We start from the raw sequence: 17,511 nt of genomic DNA on the forward strand, positions 1-17,511 counted from the left end.
CAAAATGTGCGTAATATGTGCGTAATATGTGCGTAATATGTGCGTAAAGTGCGCGTAAAAAGTACGATTTTCCGACTCGTTTTCGATATATCCACCTTTTGTAATTATGAAACAACCTATTCAATCCCCTAAGCACAGAGTTGCTAAGCAGCTATTGTTTGGATTTGGTCTATCCCTAGCGGTGATAGGATTTTCTGCTTTGTCTATTATTTATTCATCCCTCAAATTTAATTTAGATGAGCAGGTTCAACAACGCGCCAAAACAATTACTCAGGGGCTTGAATTTGCTAGCGAAGGGCTGGTTGAGGACGAAGAAATTTTTCTTCTAGAACGCCTTGTCCAAAACTATGCTACTTTGCCAGCAGTGGTGGATATATCAATAGTTGATCCTAGGGGTAAAGTAATAGCCCACAGTCATAGGCTAGATGTAACATTGACAAATATGACCTATGCAGATATTCACCCACAGCTTATTCCTTATTTGCAGAGAGCATCCCGCAATGGCGTAGAAATAAATACCAATGCCAATTTAAATGGAAAATCTGTAATTGTTCAATTTTTGCCTTTTAGTAGCACTGTATTTAATAAATTAGGGAAAGAGAGATCTCCAGAGACATCATCATCTAATAATCGAGGTGTAGTGATCGCGGTTATGGATCTCCAAAAGATGGAAAAAGAAGCGTTAAAAAATGCTTTATGGGCGATCTTGGCAATGTCGTTTAGTGGCATAACAATTTTGATGTTTATGGGCTGGTTAATCCGCAGGTTAGTACTCAGTCCTATAGCCAAGATTCAATTGGCGATCGCCGATGATGAAAAGCAAGAAAGATTCGCTTTACCTGTTTTACCTGACAATGAGATTGGTTTTCTAGGGGCAACATTGGCTTCAGTCTTGGAGGAGGTAAAAAATTATAAACAGATGGAGTTAGATATAGCTGAGAGCAAATATATCGAGATCGCCAAACACTATGAATTAGCAACTAATGCTGCCAAAGTATGGATATGGGATTGGGATGCTCAAACAGGTATATTTGTTTTGGAGTGCGGGATCAAAGAATGGCTTGGCCATCAGGGTTGTCAAGGGTCAAGTCAATTTGAAGATTGGATTTTGAATCTTCATATAGACGATCGCGAACTTTTTAGAAATACATTTCAGAGACATCTAGCAGGTGATACTTTAGAGTTTTCTTGTGAACATCGTCTTTTTAATGCTGAAGGGAAGCCCCATTGGTTTTTATCTCGCGGGGAGAGGGTTTTAGATAACAACAATAAAGTAGTCAGAGCGATCGGTACGATTACTGACATTCAAGAGGTTAAACAGGCAGAGAAATTGATTCGTAAGCAAGCAAAAAGAGAGTTTGTAATCCGAGAAATCACACAAAATATCAGAAAAACTCTCGATCTCAGAACTATTTTTCAGACTACTGTTGAGGAGATTAGAAACTTTTTGAATGCGGATCGTGTTGGTATTTTTGAGTTCGATCCTGACTCTAACTTTGATGATGGCGAATTTGTTGCCGAATCAGTCTTGCCTAAATTTGAATCTGCAATGAAAATCAAAATCCATGATCATTGTTTTGGCGAACAATATGGCAAATTCTATGAGAAAGGCAAAATACAGTCTGTCAGCGATATTCACAATGCGGGATTAACCCCATGCCATACTCAAATCTTGTCGCAATTTCAAGTAAGAGCAAATTTGGTTGTTCCTTTACTTAAGTCAGATAAATTATGGGGTCTGCTGTGCATTCATCAATGTGACAGTCCTCGCGAGTGGGAAACCATTGAAATCGATTTCGTCAAACAAATTGCCAACCAATTGGCGATCTCTGTTCAACAAGCGGATCTTTATCAGCAAATTCAAGATGATTTATTGATCCGCAAGCAAACCGAAGCACAATTATTGAGAGTCAATGAAGAACTCTTGAAAGCCACTAAGCTCAAGGATGAATTTCTTGCCAACATGAGTCACGAACTCCGCACTCCGCTCAATTCTATACTGGGGCTGTCAGAGGTTTTGAAGGAGCAGATCTTGGGAGAACTAAATGAAAAGCAATTAAATGCGATCAGCACTGTCGAATCAAGTGGTACGCATCTCCTATCTTTGATTAATGATATTCTCGATCTCTCAAAGATTTCATCGGGGATGATGGAACTCCATGTCGAAGTAGTCTCAGTTGAAAATGTCTGCAATTCCAGTTTGATCTTTATCAAACAACAAGCATTTCAAAAAAGAATACAAGTTAGCAGTAATATTCCCAAGAACATAAACAATATCAAGGTTGAAGAGCGGCGAATCAGACAGGTATTAATTAATTTGCTCACCAATGCTGTCAAATTTACTCCTAGTGAGGGGCGTGTCAGTCTTTTGGTTGCCTGCGGTCAGGGTGATTTATGGCAAGGCGAAGCCGTGATCCCGCAACAAATCAGATCAATGAATTTGCCGATGATTGTGTTTCAAGTGGCGGATACTGGCATTGGTATTACTGCCGAAGATTTGCAACGTCTCTTCCAGCCCTTTATTCAGGTGAGCAGTAATCTCAACCGTCAATATGAAGGGACTGGTTTGGGTCTAGCTCTGGTCAAGCAAATTGTTGAACTGCATGGTGGTCAGGTAATGGCTGAGAGCGAATTTGGGCGGGGGAGTCGCTTTACCGTGGCGCTGCCCTATGAGGTGGTGCAGTCTGGTGGGGCGATCGCGCCTAAACTAGATGCAAATACTGCATCGCCAGTCAAGGTAAATAATGATGACGCGATCGCGCCGCTTATTCTGATTGCTGAAGACAACGAAGCAAATATTCAAACCTTCACATCCTATCTGACCGCAACCAATTATCGTATCGTTGTCGCCAAAGATGGCAAAGAAGCGGTTGCCAAGACTAAAGAGCTATCGCCAGATATCATCATTATGGACATTCAAATGCCGAATATGGATGGTTTAGAGGCAATTGGTTTAATTCGTGCTGATGCTGAGACTGCGCCAATTCCGATAATTGCCATGACGGCTCTAGCTATGGAAGGCGATCGCGAAAGATGTCTAAAGGCGGGTGCTAGTGATTATCTAACCAAGCCTGTTAAGTTGAGGCTGCTAGCTGATACAATTCGACTGCTTCTAGCAAAGCGAGCCAGCTAAAAATTTCAATTCAGGGCATAGTTACAGGGCATAGTTACAGGGCATAGTTATATTGGCAATTTATTGGATCGTTTATTGGGCAGTTCATTGGCGATTTTTAATATTTTGGTCGATCGCCAATAGCATTGGCTATGCGGGTGGTGGTATCGTCAGCGCCTTTGCGACTGACTATGTGAGTGGTAATGGGGGCATATTCCTGAGTTTTGCAGTAATGAGTGTGGCGATCGCCCTTGCACAGTGGCTAGTGATCCGCAAGCAAATTGCAGGTAGGCTTTGGTTTTGGACAACATGGTTTGGTGGCACGGTTGGCGGCTTTATTAGCTCCTGGGCAAGCTTTGAGCTAGCATTTACCTATGGCGATGCCGTGGATTTACTGGTGGTATATGCTTGCTTGCGCGGCTTCACCATGGGTTTAGCTCAATGGTTAGCCCTTAGAAAGTTGTATCAAAGGAAATCTCAATGGTGGATCGTGATTACCACTGCTAGTTGGTATTTGAGTATAATTTCAGGGAGTATGCTAATGGAAAAACTGCCCTACTTTCGCTATTTCACCACTTTAGCGATCGGCGCAATCTATGGCATAGTCACGGGTCTAGCCCTATGCAGTTTTTATTTTGTTGCTAATGGCGCAGCTGCGTCGCGCCGCTAATGTTAGTTTTCTGTTCGTTTTTTGATAATGAGTAAAATCACTATGACTCAAGCAATTGCCGCACCGATGCCCCTGTACGATCGCGACTTAGATCTGTGGTTAGAGACAGCGATCGCCCAATTAAAGGCGGGTGACTTTGAGAATCTTGATGTTGAAAATCTGATAGAGGAGTTAGAAGGCTTGTCAGGCAGTAACAAACGCGAAATCGAAACTAGGCTCAAAAGGTTAATCGAACATATTCTCAAGCGCTGCTATGTGAATATGCCTGAATGTTATCGCGGTTGGGAGGTTACGATTATTAACCAACGGGATGAACTCAAAAAACTTTTAAAGCAGTCACCTAGTTTAAAAGGTCACTTTTTGAGAATGTTTGGTGATACCTTTGATATTGCCTTAAAAATTGTGCAGATTGAATATCAAGAAACTAATTTCCCAATCACATGGCAATTTGCAAAGGATATTGATGCGATATTAAATGCTAACTTTTGGGAAAGGAGCTAAACCTGTGACTCAATCGATTTCTCATAAATCTCTATATGAGTCTGACTTCCTTTTGTGGACTCAAGATACGATCGCCAAGCTTAAGGCGAAGGATTTTGACCATGTTGACTTAGAAAATTTATTAGAGGAGATTGAGGCTTTGGGTAATTCCTATCGTGATGAATTAGCAAGCCGTTTAGAAACCCTAATTGAGCATTGTCTCAAGCGCCTTTATGTGGATATGCCCCAAGAGTTTAATGGCTGGGAACGCACCATTAGGGAACAACGCCGCCGAATTAAACGAAGGCTGCAAAAGACTCCTAGCTTAAGAACTCTATGGGATGAGTTTATATTAGAGGCTTTTGAATTTGCCTTAGAAACCGTCAGAGATGATTATTCACAATATCAATTTCCTGACACATGGCAATATGATCTAGATATCGATACAATCCTAAATATTGATTTTTGGGTTAATTGTCAGGAATAATGCAGTTACCAATTTATCCCTAATGTCCTTAGATCTCAACCGTCTGCAACAAGCGCTCAGTGTTGAAGCTGAGCGAGGTTTCCCGAACTTGCAGGGCAAGCAATTTCTGTTTGCTGATTTTTTGGCAATGAGTTTGCAGCAAGAATTACCTGAAAGTTGGGAAGCGAGCGATCGCCTGCAAGCACAAACCCTTGCCAGTCAATTTGCCAAATATCAAGAACTGTCATTGGGGCGGCGGCAACATCTCATAGCAGAGACGCGGCGACTGCTCTATGAGGTGCGCCGTCGTGAAATTGCCGAGGCTAGTCCAGCCCCTGTCGCCAAAATCAAAAAGCCCAAAACCGAAGCGATCGCGGCGACGGAGCCAAAAAGCGAGAAAAAAATTACCCTTGATATGGAGCTAAAGTACTTAGAGGGGGTTGGCTCCTATGTGGCACAAAAATTTAAATTGTTAGAGCTGAACACGGTCCGCGATGTCCTCAGTTACTATCCCCGCGACCATATTGACTATGCGCGTCAAATTCCCATTCGCGATCTTAAGGATGGCGACACGGTAACGGTAATCGGCACGATTAAAAAATTTAACTGCTTCACCAGTCCCAAAAATCCTAATCTCACGATTGTGGAAATTATTTTGCGGGATCATACGGGACAGATTAAATTATCAAGGTTCTGGACGGGTAAGCGTTATGCTAATCGCGGTTGGCAAGAAACCCAAAAGAAACTCTATCCCCAAGGTTGTACCGTGGCGGCTTCGGGGGTGGTCAAACAGAGCAAATATGGCTTGACCCTCGAAAATTATGAAGTGGAAGTTCTTGAACATACCCAAGATACAATTCAATCGAAAACCGTGGGGCGGGTTGTGCCAGTCTATCCCCTAACGGAAGGCATTACGCCAGAGGCAATTCGCCGCCTAGTGGTGCAATGTCTGCCTGCGGTTTCGCAAATAGTTGACCCCATGCCCGATCGCTTGCTATCTGATTATAAAATGATGCCCCTTGCCGAAGCGATCGCCCAAGTGCATTATCCAGACAACAGCGATCGCCTAGAGCAGTCCGTCATTCGCCTCACCTTTGACAAATACTTCTATCGCCGCCTTGTTTCCCTCTATCGTCGCCAACAGCAAAAGGCAATTCATTTTGTGCCGCAAACTTCAGCGATCGCCGAACTCGAAAAATTACTTCCCTTTGAATTAACCAATGCCCAAAAGCGGGTAGTTGCAGAAATTCGCGCCGACCTGCAAGGGAATACCCCGATGAACCGTTTAGTGCAGGGAGATGTTGGCTCTGGGAAGACGATTGTGGCGGTATATGCGTTGTTAACGGCGATCGAGGCAGGCTATCAAACTGCACTCATGGCTCCCACCGAAGTCCTCACCGAGCAGCATTACCGTAAAATTGTCGAATGGTTTATGCAGTTAAATCTGCCTGTGGAACTGCTCACTGGTTCCACTAAAACCGCCAAACGCCGCGAAATCCTCAGACAATTGGCAACGGGGGAATTGCCCTTGGTAATAGGAACCCATGCCCTAATTCAAGATACAGTCAACTTTGCGCGGTTGGGCTTAGCCGTCATCGATGAGCAGCATCGTTTTGGCAGGGATCAGCGATCGCGCCTTCTGCAAAAAGGCGCAGATCCCCATGTTCTGATCATGACCGCCACCCCCATTCCCCGCACCCTCTATTTAACCAATTCCGAAATCGAAGTTAGTATCATTGACGAGTTGCCCCCTGGACGCAAACCAATCCAAACCGTAATTCTCAAACCTTCACAACGCAAGGATGCCTATGATTTGATGCGGCGGGAAATTGCTCAGGGTCGTCAAGTCTATATCGTCTTCCCCTTAGTGGAGGAGTCGGAAAAAATGGAAGACATCAAAGCGGCAACACAGGAACGTGAACATTTGCAAAATGTAGTATTTCCCAATTTCCAAATCGGAATCTTGCATGGTCAAATGTCTTCAGCAGAAAAAGATGAGGCAATTAGTACCTTTCGGCGCGGCGAAACCCAGATTCTAGTAGCGACAACGGTTGTGGAAGTTGGTGTCGATATCCCCAATGCCTCAGTGATGTTGATCGAACACGCCGATCGCTTTGGCTTAGCGCAACTGCACCAACTCAGAGGCAGAGTGGGGCGCGGCGCGGCGCAGTCCTATTGTCTATTGCTCAGCAGTTCCAAATCCGTCACCGCACAGGAGCGCTTACAGGTGCTTGAGCAGTCGCAGGATGGCTTCTTTATTGCAGAACGCGACTTTCAAATGCGGGGCAAGGGCAAAGATGAAGGTACAGAGCAGTCTGGACACGCAGGCTTCTCCATTGAGGATCGGCTCACCGATGAGGCAGCCCGCCAAGAAATCTTCCAAATTGCCCGTCAAGCTGCGGAGCGAATTATTAAAAAAGATGCCAGTTTAGAGCATTTTCCATTACTCAAACGCGAGTTTGAGGCACATTACCAGCGCCTCCAAGGTGGCGCAATATTTACATAAAATTGATTACTCCAATCAGCGCCAATGCTGGCGGAGCTAAGGTTTCGGGCTGGCACAGAGGCACAGCCCCTACAAAACCCTACAAAACTGAATTATTCAAGTATGGTCAATCCTCCTGTGGTTGCTATGCTTGGCTAGCAGCTTTCAGGATTTTTATTAACTTGGGCTTGAGCGCAATGCGCTGTAGAAGTGGGGGTAAAGGGACTTGAACCCTTACGATCTTACGATCAACGGATTTTAAGTCCGTAGCGTCTACCATTCCGCCATACCCCCTTAGGGCTTTGTCATTCTAACCTGAAATGTGCAAACTTTGCACAAAATCACAAAATATTTTAAGCCAATTAAAAAATAAAGTTTCGTCAAATAAAGTTTCGTCAAATTAACTACTCACTTCCCGATCAAGGATCATCGGTGAGACGCAAAGCACCGCACCGCTAATCCTTGGCTTTTAATGTCTATCTTTAGGCTGGGAAGGGAGTAGCTCCTTGAAGTACTAGTAAAATTTCATGATTTAGTGTTACCTTGACTTTTGTGGGATTTTTTTATCGATATCTTGGATGGCTTTTTCATGATCATCGAGGGTGCGACTAAACACATGACTACCATCAAACCTAGCCACAAAGAATAAATAGTCTGTGCTGGCAGGATCAAGAGTTGCCTTGAGGCTCGCTAAACCAACCGATGCGATCGCCCCTGGGGGTAAACCTTCATTAAGATAGGTATTATAGGGAGAAGGCATTCTTACCTGTTCTAGGGTAAGGGGACTCTCAGGGGTCTGCTTAATATTAAAAGCATATTCCACGGTTGGATCGGACTCTAATCGCATATTACGGCGGAGACGATTCCAAAATACACCCGCAATCAGCGATCGCTCTGATTCAATTACCGCCTCTTTTTCGACAATGCTGGCTAAAGTGACCCAATCTGCCAAGCTAATCTTCACCTTGGGCTTACTAGCTTGATCTTCACGATATAACTTAAGTGCAACCTGTTCAAATCGATCTAGCATTAAATCAATGATCCGATCAGGGGTTGCCTCAGAGGGCAAGATTTGATAGGTGTCGGGAAACAGAAAGCCCTCTAAGCTAGGAATATTATTGGGCAGCCAATCACGTCTTTTAGGGCTAAGCCTCTGAGTTGCTGCCACAAACTCGGCAGCAGTAAAAAACTTTTCCTTTTCAAATAGCTCTGCCATCTGTGCGATCGACCAACCTTCGGGAATAGTAAACCTTACTTCCGTAGATTTGGCGGTGCGGATTTGAGCAACTACTTCAGACAAAGACTGATTGGTGGCAAAGTCATAGGTTCCTGATCGCAAAACCACTGACTGCTCACCTCTTATAGACAACCATTGCAACCAAAGACGTAACGCCAGACTAGAGCGAATTACGCCTGCTGATTCTAACTCTTGTGCGATCGCTTGGGTGGGCATGCCATCGTCTATGGTCAGCCTGATTTTTGTACCCAAGCTACTCGGTGCTGCACTTGCCCAGATCCACCAATAGCTACTGGCGACAGTCGCCGCAGCGATGGTTATAGGCAGCGCAGCACCGTAGAATAGCCAATTAGGAATCTTCTTCGGCATCTTCTGTGCTAAGAACATGGTCTAAATATTTTTCCACATAGGGTTCCAGAGCGTTCATCTCCTCAGGGGTAAGAATTTCTGGAAGTCCACCTGTGCCAACTTTGGCAATAAACATTAGAGGATCAAGGGCAGTGAAGACGGAAAAAGCTTGTTCTTCATAGTAGAAATGAGCTAGCTCTTGAAATTCACTACAGTTGCCATCCTCTTCCGTATCAATCTCGATGATGTCCTCTTCCGTTGGTTCAGGCAAGTCGCCCTCAACGGTCAAAGTATAGGCAGAGCGCCGCAGGGTCAGGTTTTGTTCTGACAAAACAGCCTGAGCAGTCGCAAAAATTACATCGATCTCTTCCTCGGTGACATCGGCTAATTCTGTCTCCTCTTCGTCATCAGTTTCTTGCCATGCAAAGATTTGCACAGAGAAATCTACTGGTTGCAGTAGCAAATATTCGGTGCTTTCTACTTTAAAAGTAGTTTCTACAGTGCAAGGCAAGGTCTTACCTGCATCATCCGTAAGTACGATCGTCGATCCTTCCATAGATTGCTGTTTTGTATCCTATAGCACTACTGACCTAGAGAAACCCTTTTGTACAAGGCTTTTGGCACTGCTAAGCATTATGACAGCAAAGGGGACATACAGTGCTTGACGTGACAATAAAAAGCCAAAAATGGTTGTGGCGGTTAGTGCCATAAGTTAATTGCCATCAGCACTTTCGGCTTTTTAGGGTTGGCGTTTAATCGCTAGCCATTGCTGCAAAATTAGGGCGGCGGCTTTGCGATCGATCATTTCTTTGTTGTACCTTGTGGATATGCCCTGCGATCGCATCATTTCCTCAGCTTCAAAGGAGGTCAGACGCTCATCGACAAATTCTAAAAGTAGCCCCAGTTGCTTGGTGGCGCTATGGGCAAATTTTTGGACTTGTTTGGCTTGAAAGCCAAGGGAGCCATCCATGTTGTAGGGCAGTCCAACTACAAGGGTATCAATATTCCGCTCTTGAATTAATGATTGCAGGATTGCCATATCCTCATCCCATGATTTACGAATGATCGTGGTAATGCCATGCACTGATATACCGAGGCGATCGCATCCTGCCACGCCGATGCGTTTGCGCCCCACATCTAAACCTAGCGCTGCATATTGCATAACTCCCTTGCTCTTGATCAAAATTAAGTATTAAGTGGGGACGATTTCTACCCCTTTAATAAATTCTATCGTTTCTAGCTAATTTCTTTGAAAAGGCTGCACCTTCTGAATTAGAGTCCGCGATCGCGCAATAATCGTTGTCCAGTCATCATCGGCGATCGCTTGTGGCGAAAATAGGTGCTTGGAGATGCCGATGGCGATCGCCCCTGCCGCTAAAAACTGCTCAGCTTCATCGATGGTAATGCCCCCAGTCGGAATCAAAGGAATATCCCGTAGTACAGGGTGCAAAAATCGTAAATAATCAACGCCGCCCATCACTTTAATCGGGAAGATCTTCACGGCGGCGGCTCCCGCTTGCCAAGCTGTGACGATTTCGGTTGGGGTCAGCGCTCCCGCGATTACAGGAATATTATGCTCTAAGCCCTTAGCGATTAAGGCGCAATCGGTGTGGGGCGTAAATATAAAGCTGCAACCACAGGCGATCGCCCTTGCCGCCATGTCTAAATCGAGGATTGTACCAGTACCAATTTTGCAATCGGGGAGTTCTTGCTGCAACTTCGGGATCAAAGACTCAGCGCGATCGGTATTCCAAGTAATCTCGATTAATTTGATCCCACCTGCCGCCGCCGCAAGTGCCATTTCCCTTGCGGTAGCCGCACTATCAGCGCGAATTACGGCAATGAGGCGATGTTGCTGCAATAAGTTCAGCCAAGAATTCACAGGATTTTAAAGGATTTTGTATTGTTGTGATACAGATCATGACACAAACAATTTACTTTGTAATTCTTTTGGCATTATTGACAAATGTTTACATTCATTGTGTTATATTAGTATAGCCAAATTTAAGGCATCATTAGGCAGCTTGGCTCAGGTGGTTAGAGCGACGGTCTCATAATCCGTAGGTCCCGGGTTCAAATCCCGGAGCTGCTATATATATTGCAAAGCACTAACTTAATCCCCAAAGAAATTTTTGAAAGTTGTAATTTGTGCCAACTTTACAAGATTCTCTCTATTAAACCAAGTCTCAATAGGCTGTTACTACAGTGCTACTACATTTATCAGGATTATGTAAGCGAACATTTCTTGTCTAGCCTTCTCACTGAATAAGTTGTTCATGATAGTATGTAAGCAATTTATTCCCTAGCGCAAAGGACAAGATTATGGGATTACTCGATCGCATTGGCATGGTAGTCAAGTCCAATGTAAATGCAATGGTTACGGCTGCTGAAGACCCAGAAAAAATTCTAGAGCAATCAATCATTGATATGCAAGAAGACTTGGTGCAGTTGCGCCAAGCTGTCGCGCAATCGATGGCTGCGCTCAAGCGTCAAGAACAACAATACAACCAGAGTGCGGCTGATGCCCTCAAGTGGGAAAAGAATGCAATGTTGGCGCTTCAGAAAGGTGATGAAAACCTAGCAAGAGAAGCGTTGAACCGCAAAAAAAGTTTTGCTGATACGGCGGCAACTCTCAAGGTTGGACTAGATCAGCAGACAGGTCAGGTGGAGGCTCTCAAGAAGAATTTGATTGCGATTGAAGGCAAGATTTCGGAAGCAAAAACCAAGAAAGAAATGCTGAAAGCGCGGTTGCAGTCGGCTAAAGCTCAGGAAAACCTCAACAATATGTTGGGCAAGGTAAATACAAATTCGGCTGCTGCAACCTTTGAGCGGATGGAAGAGCGAGTTTTAATGGCTGAAGCTAAGGCTAGTGCTAGCTCAGAGCTAGGCATGGATAATTTAGAGTCCCAGTTTGCTCAGTTGGAGGCAGGTAATGGGGTTGATGATGAATTGGCGGCGCTCAAGGCAAAGATGATGGGTGGTAGTTCGCCTAGCCAGTCGGCTCTGCCCCCTTCCGATGCAGCTAGACCCATGAGTGGTTCAGCGATCGATGCAGAGCTTGAAGCCCTGCGCCGTCAAATGGGTTAATTATTTATTCATAAAATAAAAATAGCGGCGCGATGCGCCGCTATTTTTATTTTCACTTTCAGTAATTTTTTTTTCTATGCAAAACGCTCGCCCTAAGGCTTTTTTCTTGATCATCGCGATCGCCGCCACCATATCCGCGATCGCAGGACTTTTTTTAGAGCAGCAACAGGTGGTTTATGTCAGCCTTGCTGTGGTGTCGGTGATTGTGTTGCCGATTCTTTTGCCACCAATATTTCGGGGTATTGCCAACTCACCCCTTGGTAGAAACTGGGATGTGAGCTTGGCAAGTATGTTGGCGGCGATCGCCATCCTGATCGCGTTGCATCTTACGGGCTTTGACGGGGAATTTAGCCGATGGTTTGACAGCCTGAAATGGGATGCTTTGGGGGCAGTTGGTCAGATTTTGATCGCCATTTTGGCGGTATGGGTGGCATGGCGGCAAAATGAAATTTCTGAAGAATTAACGGGTCAGCAAAATGTCATCACCCAACAACAAACCATTGACACTTATTTTCAAGGTATTTCTGACTTGGTGTTAGATCCGCAAGGGCAGCTAGAGGACTGGCCCCTCGAAAGAGCGATCGCCCAAGCCCGAACTGCGGCAATTCTCGGCGGTTGTGATGCCGATGGACGCGCTAAGATTGTGCGGTTTTTGTCGAGTGCCAATTTATTGACACCGCTAAAGCGGGATGGCTTGTTGGGGCGACCAATTTTAGATGGCACTGGGGGCTATGTGGTGGATCTCGCCAATGGGGTGAGGGTAGTGAACTTGGGGACGATGCTGGCGGGGCGCGACATGGTTAAATCAGATCTACGGAATACGGATTTGAGTGGTGCGAATCTGATCAAAACTAACTTTAGTAGTTGTGACCTGACGGGAGCAAATTTGATGGGGACAGTATTAGTTAAGGCAAATCTGCGGGATACGGATCTAAATCGGGTTAAGCTATTTTATGGCAAGCTGGAAACCGCCACCCCTCGCGATCGCAGCCATGTGCCGAATTTTGAAACAGGAGAATTTACGGGGGCGGTTGTTGAAGATGCTGACTTTAGCAAAGCGGTTGATTTATCAGAAGAAAATCGCCAATATTTATGTGCATGGTCTGGCAAAAAATCCCGTAAAACTGTTCCAGGAGGCTGTGATGATATTCCAAATAAGTTGGGGCGTTAGGCTGAATATTTTAAGTCAGCGCTTTATGCCACTTTACAAATTATCACTTTACAAATTATCACTTTACAAATTACTAGTGCAGGCGATCGCCTGCATAATTGCTAGTACTTGTCTGGCAACCCCATCATTAAATGCCCAAACGCAAGCAGATTTAGCTCCAGAAGATATTCCCGAAGAAGTTTTGCGTGGGGAAATTTATACCGATGCGCGATCGCCCATTGATGGCACACTGCTAACGGCTACAGAATATGTGGAACTAATGGAGAATTTGCGATCGCTAGATCGTATTCCTCCTGAAGATCTGGTCTCACCCCAAATCCAAGAAGTAATCAATCTCTTGAAATTACGCAAATTCCTAAGACAAATCGTGCCATTTATTCCCTAATCCCAAATAAAGAAATAGAGCGTCAGACAAGATGTCTGACCCACAGAAGTAAAATCCCTGTGGAACCTCAGACAAGATGTCTGACCCACAGAAGTAAAATCCCTGTGGAACGGGCATCTTGCCCGCTTATAGTTAAGATTTGTTAGTTAAGATTTGTTAGTCAATAAGATAACTTTGCCATTCTGGGCTTTGGCTAACTAATCGCAGCAGAACCGCGATAAATGCGCTCCGCTTGAGATTGAGATAGCCATACAGGTAGATCGCCAGAATTTTGCTTGGTCATAGAGTCATGCTGTTGAGAATCGGCAATGGGGGGAGCGCTAGTACTGACAAAACTCTCATTGACAGAATTAGATAATATCGATTGCGGCGGCTCGAAATCATCCGTATTGGGGTTATAGGATAGGATTTCCCCTGTCTCAATGTCATAAATCCAGCCGTAAATCGACATCTTGTTCTGATGCAACTTAGAACGGACAACAGGATAGGTTTTTAAATTTTCGATTTGCGTCACCACATTTTCCGCCATCGTGATCGTTAAAAGCTCTTTACCCTTAACGTCGCTATAGTTTTCTTGAATGAGGCGGCGCGTAGCTTCAGCGTGTTGGAGCCATTCATAGACAAGGGGCATTTCTAGCCTTAGCTTTTCTAATTTGAGCAGACCTTTCATCGCGCCACAGTTAGAATGCCCGCAGATAATTACCTGTTCGATGCCCAAGGCATGGATGGCATATTCGATCGCTGCCCCTTCACCACCATTGGCAGAGCCGAAAGGAGGGACAAGATTGCCTGCATTGCGAATGATAAATAAGTCGCCTACCCCTGACTGAGTAATCAAATGTGGCACGATCCGCGAATCAGAGCAGGTAATAAATAGTACTCTTGGTTTTTGACCTTCAGCGAGTTGCTCAAATATTTCTTGATTGGCGGGAAAATAGGAAGACTGAAATTTATGTAAACCTTTAAGTAGCTTTCTCATATGCAAATTAGTACCGTAATCATCTATTATCACCCTTTTCGGACATTACAGCACCTTGATAAATGAGTTAAATAGAATAACGGTAAAGGTTTCTGAGCAAAGGAAGATACATTTCGTAACAATGCCCCGTGACTTTAATAGCGATCGCCGCCATCGCCAACTAGATATATGCAAAAATTTGTATAGATATCCTAATCCGCTATTCCTAATCCGCTATATTTATGCTGAATGCTACCCTCGCCGCCAAACTCGATCGCCTCAAACAGATTTTCGCAGAGTCATCGCAGGTGCTGGTTGCCTATTCGGGAGGCATCGACAGCACCCTTATCGCCAAAATTGCCTTTGATGTTCTTGGCGATCGCGCCTTAGCAATTACCGCCAGCTCGCCATCCTTATTACCCGCCGATCTTGATGCCGCCAAAGTGCAAGCAGAATTTATAGGCATCAAACATCAGGTGGTGCAGACCCATGAAATGAACAACCCCAATTACACCACCAACCCCATCAACCGATGCTATTTTTGCAAAAGTGAACTCCATGACACCCTCAAACCCCTAGCTAAGCAAATGGGCTACGGTTATGTGGTGGATGGGTTAAACGCCGATGACTTGCAAGACTATCGCCCAGGCATCCAAGCCGCAAAGGAACGGGGTGTGCGATCGCCCCTTGCCGAAGTGGGGGTCAGTAAACTCGAAGTGCGGATGCTATCAGAATATTTAGGCTTACCTTGGTGGGACAAGCCTTCACAGCCATGCCTAAGCTCGCGGTTTCCCTATGGCGAAGAGATTACAGTTGAGAAATTGCGAAGGGTGGGGCAAGCAGAGCAGTATCTGCGCGATCGCGGCTGGCGCGGGGATATCAGGGTGCGATCGCTCGCTGACACCGCCAAAATCGAAGTGCCAAGCGATCGGCTCCATGAGTTTATGACCACGATGCACCTGCCAGAACTAACAAGAGCCTTTCGTGAGTATGGCTTTACCAGCATCACTTTGGACTTAGAAGGCTTTAAAAGTGGCAAGCTCAATGAGGCGATTAATGCCGTAAACAATAGGGCGATCGCTGTAGCTGGGACGATTAACTAATAAATTAAATGAAAAGAAAAAGATATTTCATCAAAACATCTTTTTCTTTGATTAGAAATACTTATAGCTTCACTACAAACTCCATCGCTTAACTTTTTAATGACTTCTGGATACTTACGACTTTTTACGGGCTAAAAAACTAGATTTAGTACAAACCAAACATTTTTAGCATCAAAATCCTAAATAGATTCTATAGGTTTTGGTTTTAAATCTATCCTAGGACAGATTTACTGCAAATCACGGAACTTAGTGACCGAAATCACGCCTATATATGGTTTGCATAAAACTAGATCAATTTAAGCAAGATTACTTAAGATGATATTTTGCTAAATAATAGTCCACAAAGCACATAAAAGTTATTTAAGCACAAAATCATCTATACCTTTAGACATAGTTTTGTGGGTGATTTTTAGTGGTATTCAGGGCAAACTTCTATTTTGATAATCAATTCTAATGAGAAAGAAGCAAAAAATTGATTTTTAGCTAAGAAAAATCGCTGAATATGTTGCCAGATAAGGCTTTGATGGCTTCGCTATTGCTATTTTGAAGAATCGTGATAGTCTGAATTCATCGAAATAAACATCAATAGTTACTGATACTTAATGACTGTTTAATCATCAACCAGACTCAGTAGCTGTTTATACGAAACCTTGATGAACTGCTCCATTAGCCATTTTCAGAGCCTGACTCTAACTGAGATTAGTTCGCAAATTGCCAAATGTTAATGCAACATCCTAGTCGTTTACCTTCATTGTCTGCTTTACCTATTTTACCTATGCTTAATTGGAATTGGAGTCAAGCCTTCTCTCAGTCGCTGCTGACCCTGACAATCATCTCGGCTCTTGCGGGACATAGCGCACAGGCACAAACAGAACCTACTGCTACTACCTCCATTAAGGTGGGTGAAACCAGATCCCAGTCTCTAGCTAGAGGGCGCAACGATGCGATCGCCCGCATTCATGCTCACAAGCTAGATGGCAAAAATGCCGCCACCGTATATGTTAGAGGCATTCCTGTAGTTACCTATGTTGAGTCCGAAGACTCAGGTACAACATCCATTGCCAACCAAGTTTCTAACCAAGCTACCCCCAATTCCTCGGCAACTGGCTCTACAACAACTAAAAGTAAAAATACTTCTAAAACCATTAGCGAAGTAAAATCCACTTCAGAAGCGATCGCCTCTCAAGACAACCCTGAAGCTTTACTTGTATCCCCTAATCCCATTGAAAGAGCCACCGCCGTTGCCGCGCTAATCAATCAATTTAATCGCGATGGCATTGATCCTAGTCAGATTGTCCCCATTTGGAGGGATGGTAAATATTTAATCAAAATTGGCGATCGTACGATGCTCAAATTTGACGATCGGGCATTATTCCCTGACTCACTCAAAAATCAAACTGAGGATGTTTTAGAATCAGCCAATTTGTTAAGGCGCTTACTTGGCGGAGCTGCGCCGATATCTGAGGTCGTTAATGCACCTAAAAAGCAGCCAGTCGCCTCCATCAGTCCAACCTTTACAAATCGCATTGTGTCGGTGTTGTCTGGCATGGCTTCTTGGTATGGACCTGGGTTTGATGGCAACTATAGTGCCAGTGGTGAAATATTTAGAGCCAGTGAGCTAACAGCCGCCCACCCTGATTTGCCCTTCGGCACTATGGTAAGGGTCATCAATCTCGACAATGGTCAGTCAGTGGTTGTCCGCATTAATGATCGCGGTCCCTATGCTCATGGGCGCGTAATTGACATCTCGGCGGCGGCGGCAAATGTAATTGGTCTGATCGCTTCAGGTATTGCCCCTGTCAGACTTGAAATATTGTCACAATAGCAATTGCGGGGATTGTGACAATCAAAACAAATCAAAACAAAAAATAGCGAGATGTCAGTCTTATTGACAATATCTCGCTATTTCAATGGGCTTAACGAAACATCTATGTTGCTGTATTTATAATTGCAAATGCTGACTATTTTTACATCGGCTAAATAGCCTACAGCTTTTTTGCGCTGACTAA

General features: G+C 44.5%; 15 protein-coding genes and 2 tRNA genes. 11 read left to right on the top strand and 6 right to left on the bottom strand.

What is annotated here, in order from left to right; genetic code table 11:
- Positions 1 to 106 precede the first annotated feature (106 nt).
- The 5 genes from H6F44_RS01550 to recG are packed head-to-tail and all read left to right on the top strand — an operon-like array spanning position 107 to position 7,234.
- Positions 107 to 3,133 carry a response regulator gene (locus H6F44_RS01550; protein ID WP_190349160.1) on the top strand — a complete coding sequence of 1,009 codons (3,027 nt, stop codon included), beginning with the start codon at positions 107 to 109 and terminating at the stop codon, positions 3,131 to 3,133.
- Between the two features lie 52 nt (positions 3,134 to 3,185).
- On the top strand, positions 3,186 to 3,782 hold the full coding sequence (locus tag H6F44_RS01555; RefSeq protein ID WP_190349161.1) for a hypothetical protein: 597 nt from the start codon (positions 3,186 to 3,188) through the stop codon (positions 3,780 to 3,782).
- A gap of 42 nt (positions 3,783 to 3,824) precedes the next feature.
- A complete protein-coding gene (locus tag H6F44_RS01560) occupies positions 3,825 to 4,283 on the top strand; it encodes a DUF29 domain-containing protein (protein ID WP_190349162.1) in 459 nt (152 codons plus the stop codon).
- Between the two features lie 4 nt (positions 4,284 to 4,287).
- A complete protein-coding gene (locus H6F44_RS01565) occupies positions 4,288 to 4,749 on the top strand; it encodes a DUF29 domain-containing protein (RefSeq protein ID WP_190349163.1) in 462 nt (153 codons plus the stop codon).
- Between the two features lie 22 nt (positions 4,750 to 4,771).
- A complete protein-coding gene (gene recG / locus H6F44_RS01570) occupies positions 4,772 to 7,234 on the top strand; it encodes an ATP-dependent DNA helicase RecG (RefSeq protein ID WP_190349164.1) in 2,463 nt (820 codons plus the stop codon).
- 190 nt (positions 7,235 to 7,424) lie between these two features.
- On the opposite strand, the gene H6F44_RS01575 is transcribed toward recG, so the two are convergent.
- The 5 genes from H6F44_RS01575 to H6F44_RS01595 form a co-directional block, all read right to left on the bottom strand.
- Positions 7,425 to 7,507 (bottom strand) — tRNA-Leu (locus H6F44_RS01575).
- Between the two features lie 244 nt (positions 7,508 to 7,751).
- On the bottom strand, positions 7,752 to 8,837 hold the full coding sequence (mltG, locus tag H6F44_RS01580) for an endolytic transglycosylase MltG (protein ID WP_242016393.1): 1,086 nt from the start codon (positions 8,835 to 8,837) through the stop codon (positions 7,752 to 7,754).
- Positions 8,800 to 9,354: a DUF3727 domain-containing protein gene (locus H6F44_RS01585; RefSeq protein ID WP_190349165.1), complete on the bottom strand. Its 555-nt coding sequence runs from the start codon at positions 9,352 to 9,354 to the stop codon at positions 8,800 to 8,802. Before H6F44_RS01585 ends, mltG begins: the two co-directional genes overlap by 38 nt.
- Before the next feature lie 183 nt (positions 9,355 to 9,537).
- The gene (gene ruvX / locus H6F44_RS01590; protein WP_190349166.1) at positions 9,538 to 9,960 is read right to left on the bottom strand and encodes a Holliday junction resolvase RuvX; all 423 of its coding nucleotides are present in this window, start codon (positions 9,958 to 9,960) and stop codon (positions 9,538 to 9,540) included.
- A 78-nt stretch (positions 9,961 to 10,038) separates the two neighbouring features.
- Entirely contained in the window at positions 10,039 to 10,680 is a 642-nt protein-coding gene (locus H6F44_RS01595) for a bifunctional 4-hydroxy-2-oxoglutarate aldolase/2-dehydro-3-deoxy-phosphogluconate aldolase (protein ID WP_190349167.1), read from the bottom strand.
- 136 nt (positions 10,681 to 10,816) lie between these two features.
- Between H6F44_RS01595 and H6F44_RS01600 the strand changes: the two genes are divergently transcribed.
- From H6F44_RS01600 to H6F44_RS01615, 4 genes are all read left to right on the top strand, one after another.
- Positions 10,817 to 10,890: transfer RNA gene (locus tag H6F44_RS01600), tRNA-Met, on the top strand.
- A 230-nt stretch (positions 10,891 to 11,120) separates the two neighbouring features.
- A complete protein-coding gene (locus H6F44_RS01605) occupies positions 11,121 to 11,885 on the top strand; it encodes a PspA/IM30 family protein (protein WP_190349168.1) in 765 nt (254 codons plus the stop codon).
- Between the two features lie 76 nt (positions 11,886 to 11,961).
- Positions 11,962 to 13,056: a pentapeptide repeat-containing protein gene (locus tag H6F44_RS01610; RefSeq protein WP_190349169.1), complete on the top strand. Its 1,095-nt coding sequence runs from the start codon at positions 11,962 to 11,964 to the stop codon at positions 13,054 to 13,056.
- Positions 13,028 to 13,441 carry a hypothetical protein gene (locus H6F44_RS01615; protein ID WP_242016394.1) on the top strand — a complete coding sequence of 138 codons (414 nt, stop codon included), beginning with the start codon at positions 13,028 to 13,030 and terminating at the stop codon, positions 13,439 to 13,441. Before H6F44_RS01610 ends, H6F44_RS01615 begins: the two co-directional genes overlap by 29 nt.
- Before the next feature lie 193 nt (positions 13,442 to 13,634).
- Here H6F44_RS01615 and H6F44_RS01620 read toward each other — a convergent pair whose 3' ends face one another.
- Positions 13,635 to 14,420 (bottom strand): carbonic anhydrase, encoded by a 786-nt coding sequence (locus H6F44_RS01620; RefSeq protein WP_190349170.1) that lies wholly within the window; start codon positions 14,418 to 14,420, stop codon positions 13,635 to 13,637.
- Positions 14,421 to 14,641: 221 nt separating this feature from the next.
- Between H6F44_RS01620 and larE the strand changes: the two genes are divergently transcribed.
- Together larE and H6F44_RS23035 are read left to right on the top strand one after the other, a co-directional pair.
- Positions 14,642 to 15,502 carry an ATP-dependent sacrificial sulfur transferase LarE gene (gene larE / locus H6F44_RS01625; protein ID WP_190349171.1) on the top strand — a complete coding sequence of 287 codons (861 nt, stop codon included), beginning with the start codon at positions 14,642 to 14,644 and terminating at the stop codon, positions 15,500 to 15,502.
- A 775-nt stretch (positions 15,503 to 16,277) separates the two neighbouring features.
- Positions 16,278 to 17,327 carry a septal ring lytic transglycosylase RlpA family protein gene (locus tag H6F44_RS23035; protein ID WP_242016395.1) on the top strand — a complete coding sequence of 350 codons (1,050 nt, stop codon included), beginning with the start codon at positions 16,278 to 16,280 and terminating at the stop codon, positions 17,325 to 17,327.
- The last annotated feature ends 184 nt before the right edge of the window (positions 17,328 to 17,511 follow it).

The organism is Pseudanabaena cinerea FACHB-1277, from assembly GCF_014696345.1.
GTDB classification, from domain to species: Bacteria; Cyanobacteriota; Cyanobacteriia; order Pseudanabaenales; family Pseudanabaenaceae; genus Pseudanabaena; species Pseudanabaena cinerea.

Coding starts and splice junctions, on each gene's coding strand:
- H6F44_RS01550 (WP_190349160.1), top strand. CDS start 107: ATGAAACAACCTATTCAATCCCCTAAGCACAGAGTTGCTAAGCAGCTA.
- H6F44_RS01560 (WP_190349162.1), top strand. CDS start 3,825: ATGACTCAAGCAATTGCCGCACCGATGCCCCTGTACGATCGCGACTTA.
- recG (WP_190349164.1), top strand. CDS start 4,772: ATGTCCTTAGATCTCAACCGTCTGCAACAAGCGCTCAGTGTTGAAGCT.
- mltG (WP_242016393.1), bottom strand. CDS start 8,837: ATGTTCTTAGCACAGAAGATGCCGAAGAAGATTCCTAATTGGCTATTC.
- H6F44_RS01585 (WP_190349165.1), bottom strand. CDS start 9,354: ATGGAAGGATCGACGATCGTACTTACGGATGATGCAGGTAAGACCTTG.
- ruvX (WP_190349166.1), bottom strand. CDS start 9,960: ATGCAATATGCAGCGCTAGGTTTAGATGTGGGGCGCAAACGCATCGGC.
- H6F44_RS01605 (WP_190349168.1), top strand. CDS start 11,121: ATGGGATTACTCGATCGCATTGGCATGGTAGTCAAGTCCAATGTAAAT.
- H6F44_RS01610 (WP_190349169.1), top strand. CDS start 11,962: ATGCAAAACGCTCGCCCTAAGGCTTTTTTCTTGATCATCGCGATCGCC.
- H6F44_RS01615 (WP_242016394.1), top strand. CDS start 13,028: ATGATATTCCAAATAAGTTGGGGCGTTAGGCTGAATATTTTAAGTCAG.
- H6F44_RS01620 (WP_190349170.1), bottom strand. CDS start 14,420: ATGAGAAAGCTACTTAAAGGTTTACATAAATTTCAGTCTTCCTATTTT.
- larE (WP_190349171.1), top strand. CDS start 14,642: ATGCTGAATGCTACCCTCGCCGCCAAACTCGATCGCCTCAAACAGATT.
- H6F44_RS23035 (WP_242016395.1), top strand. CDS start 16,278: ATGCTTAATTGGAATTGGAGTCAAGCCTTCTCTCAGTCGCTGCTGACC.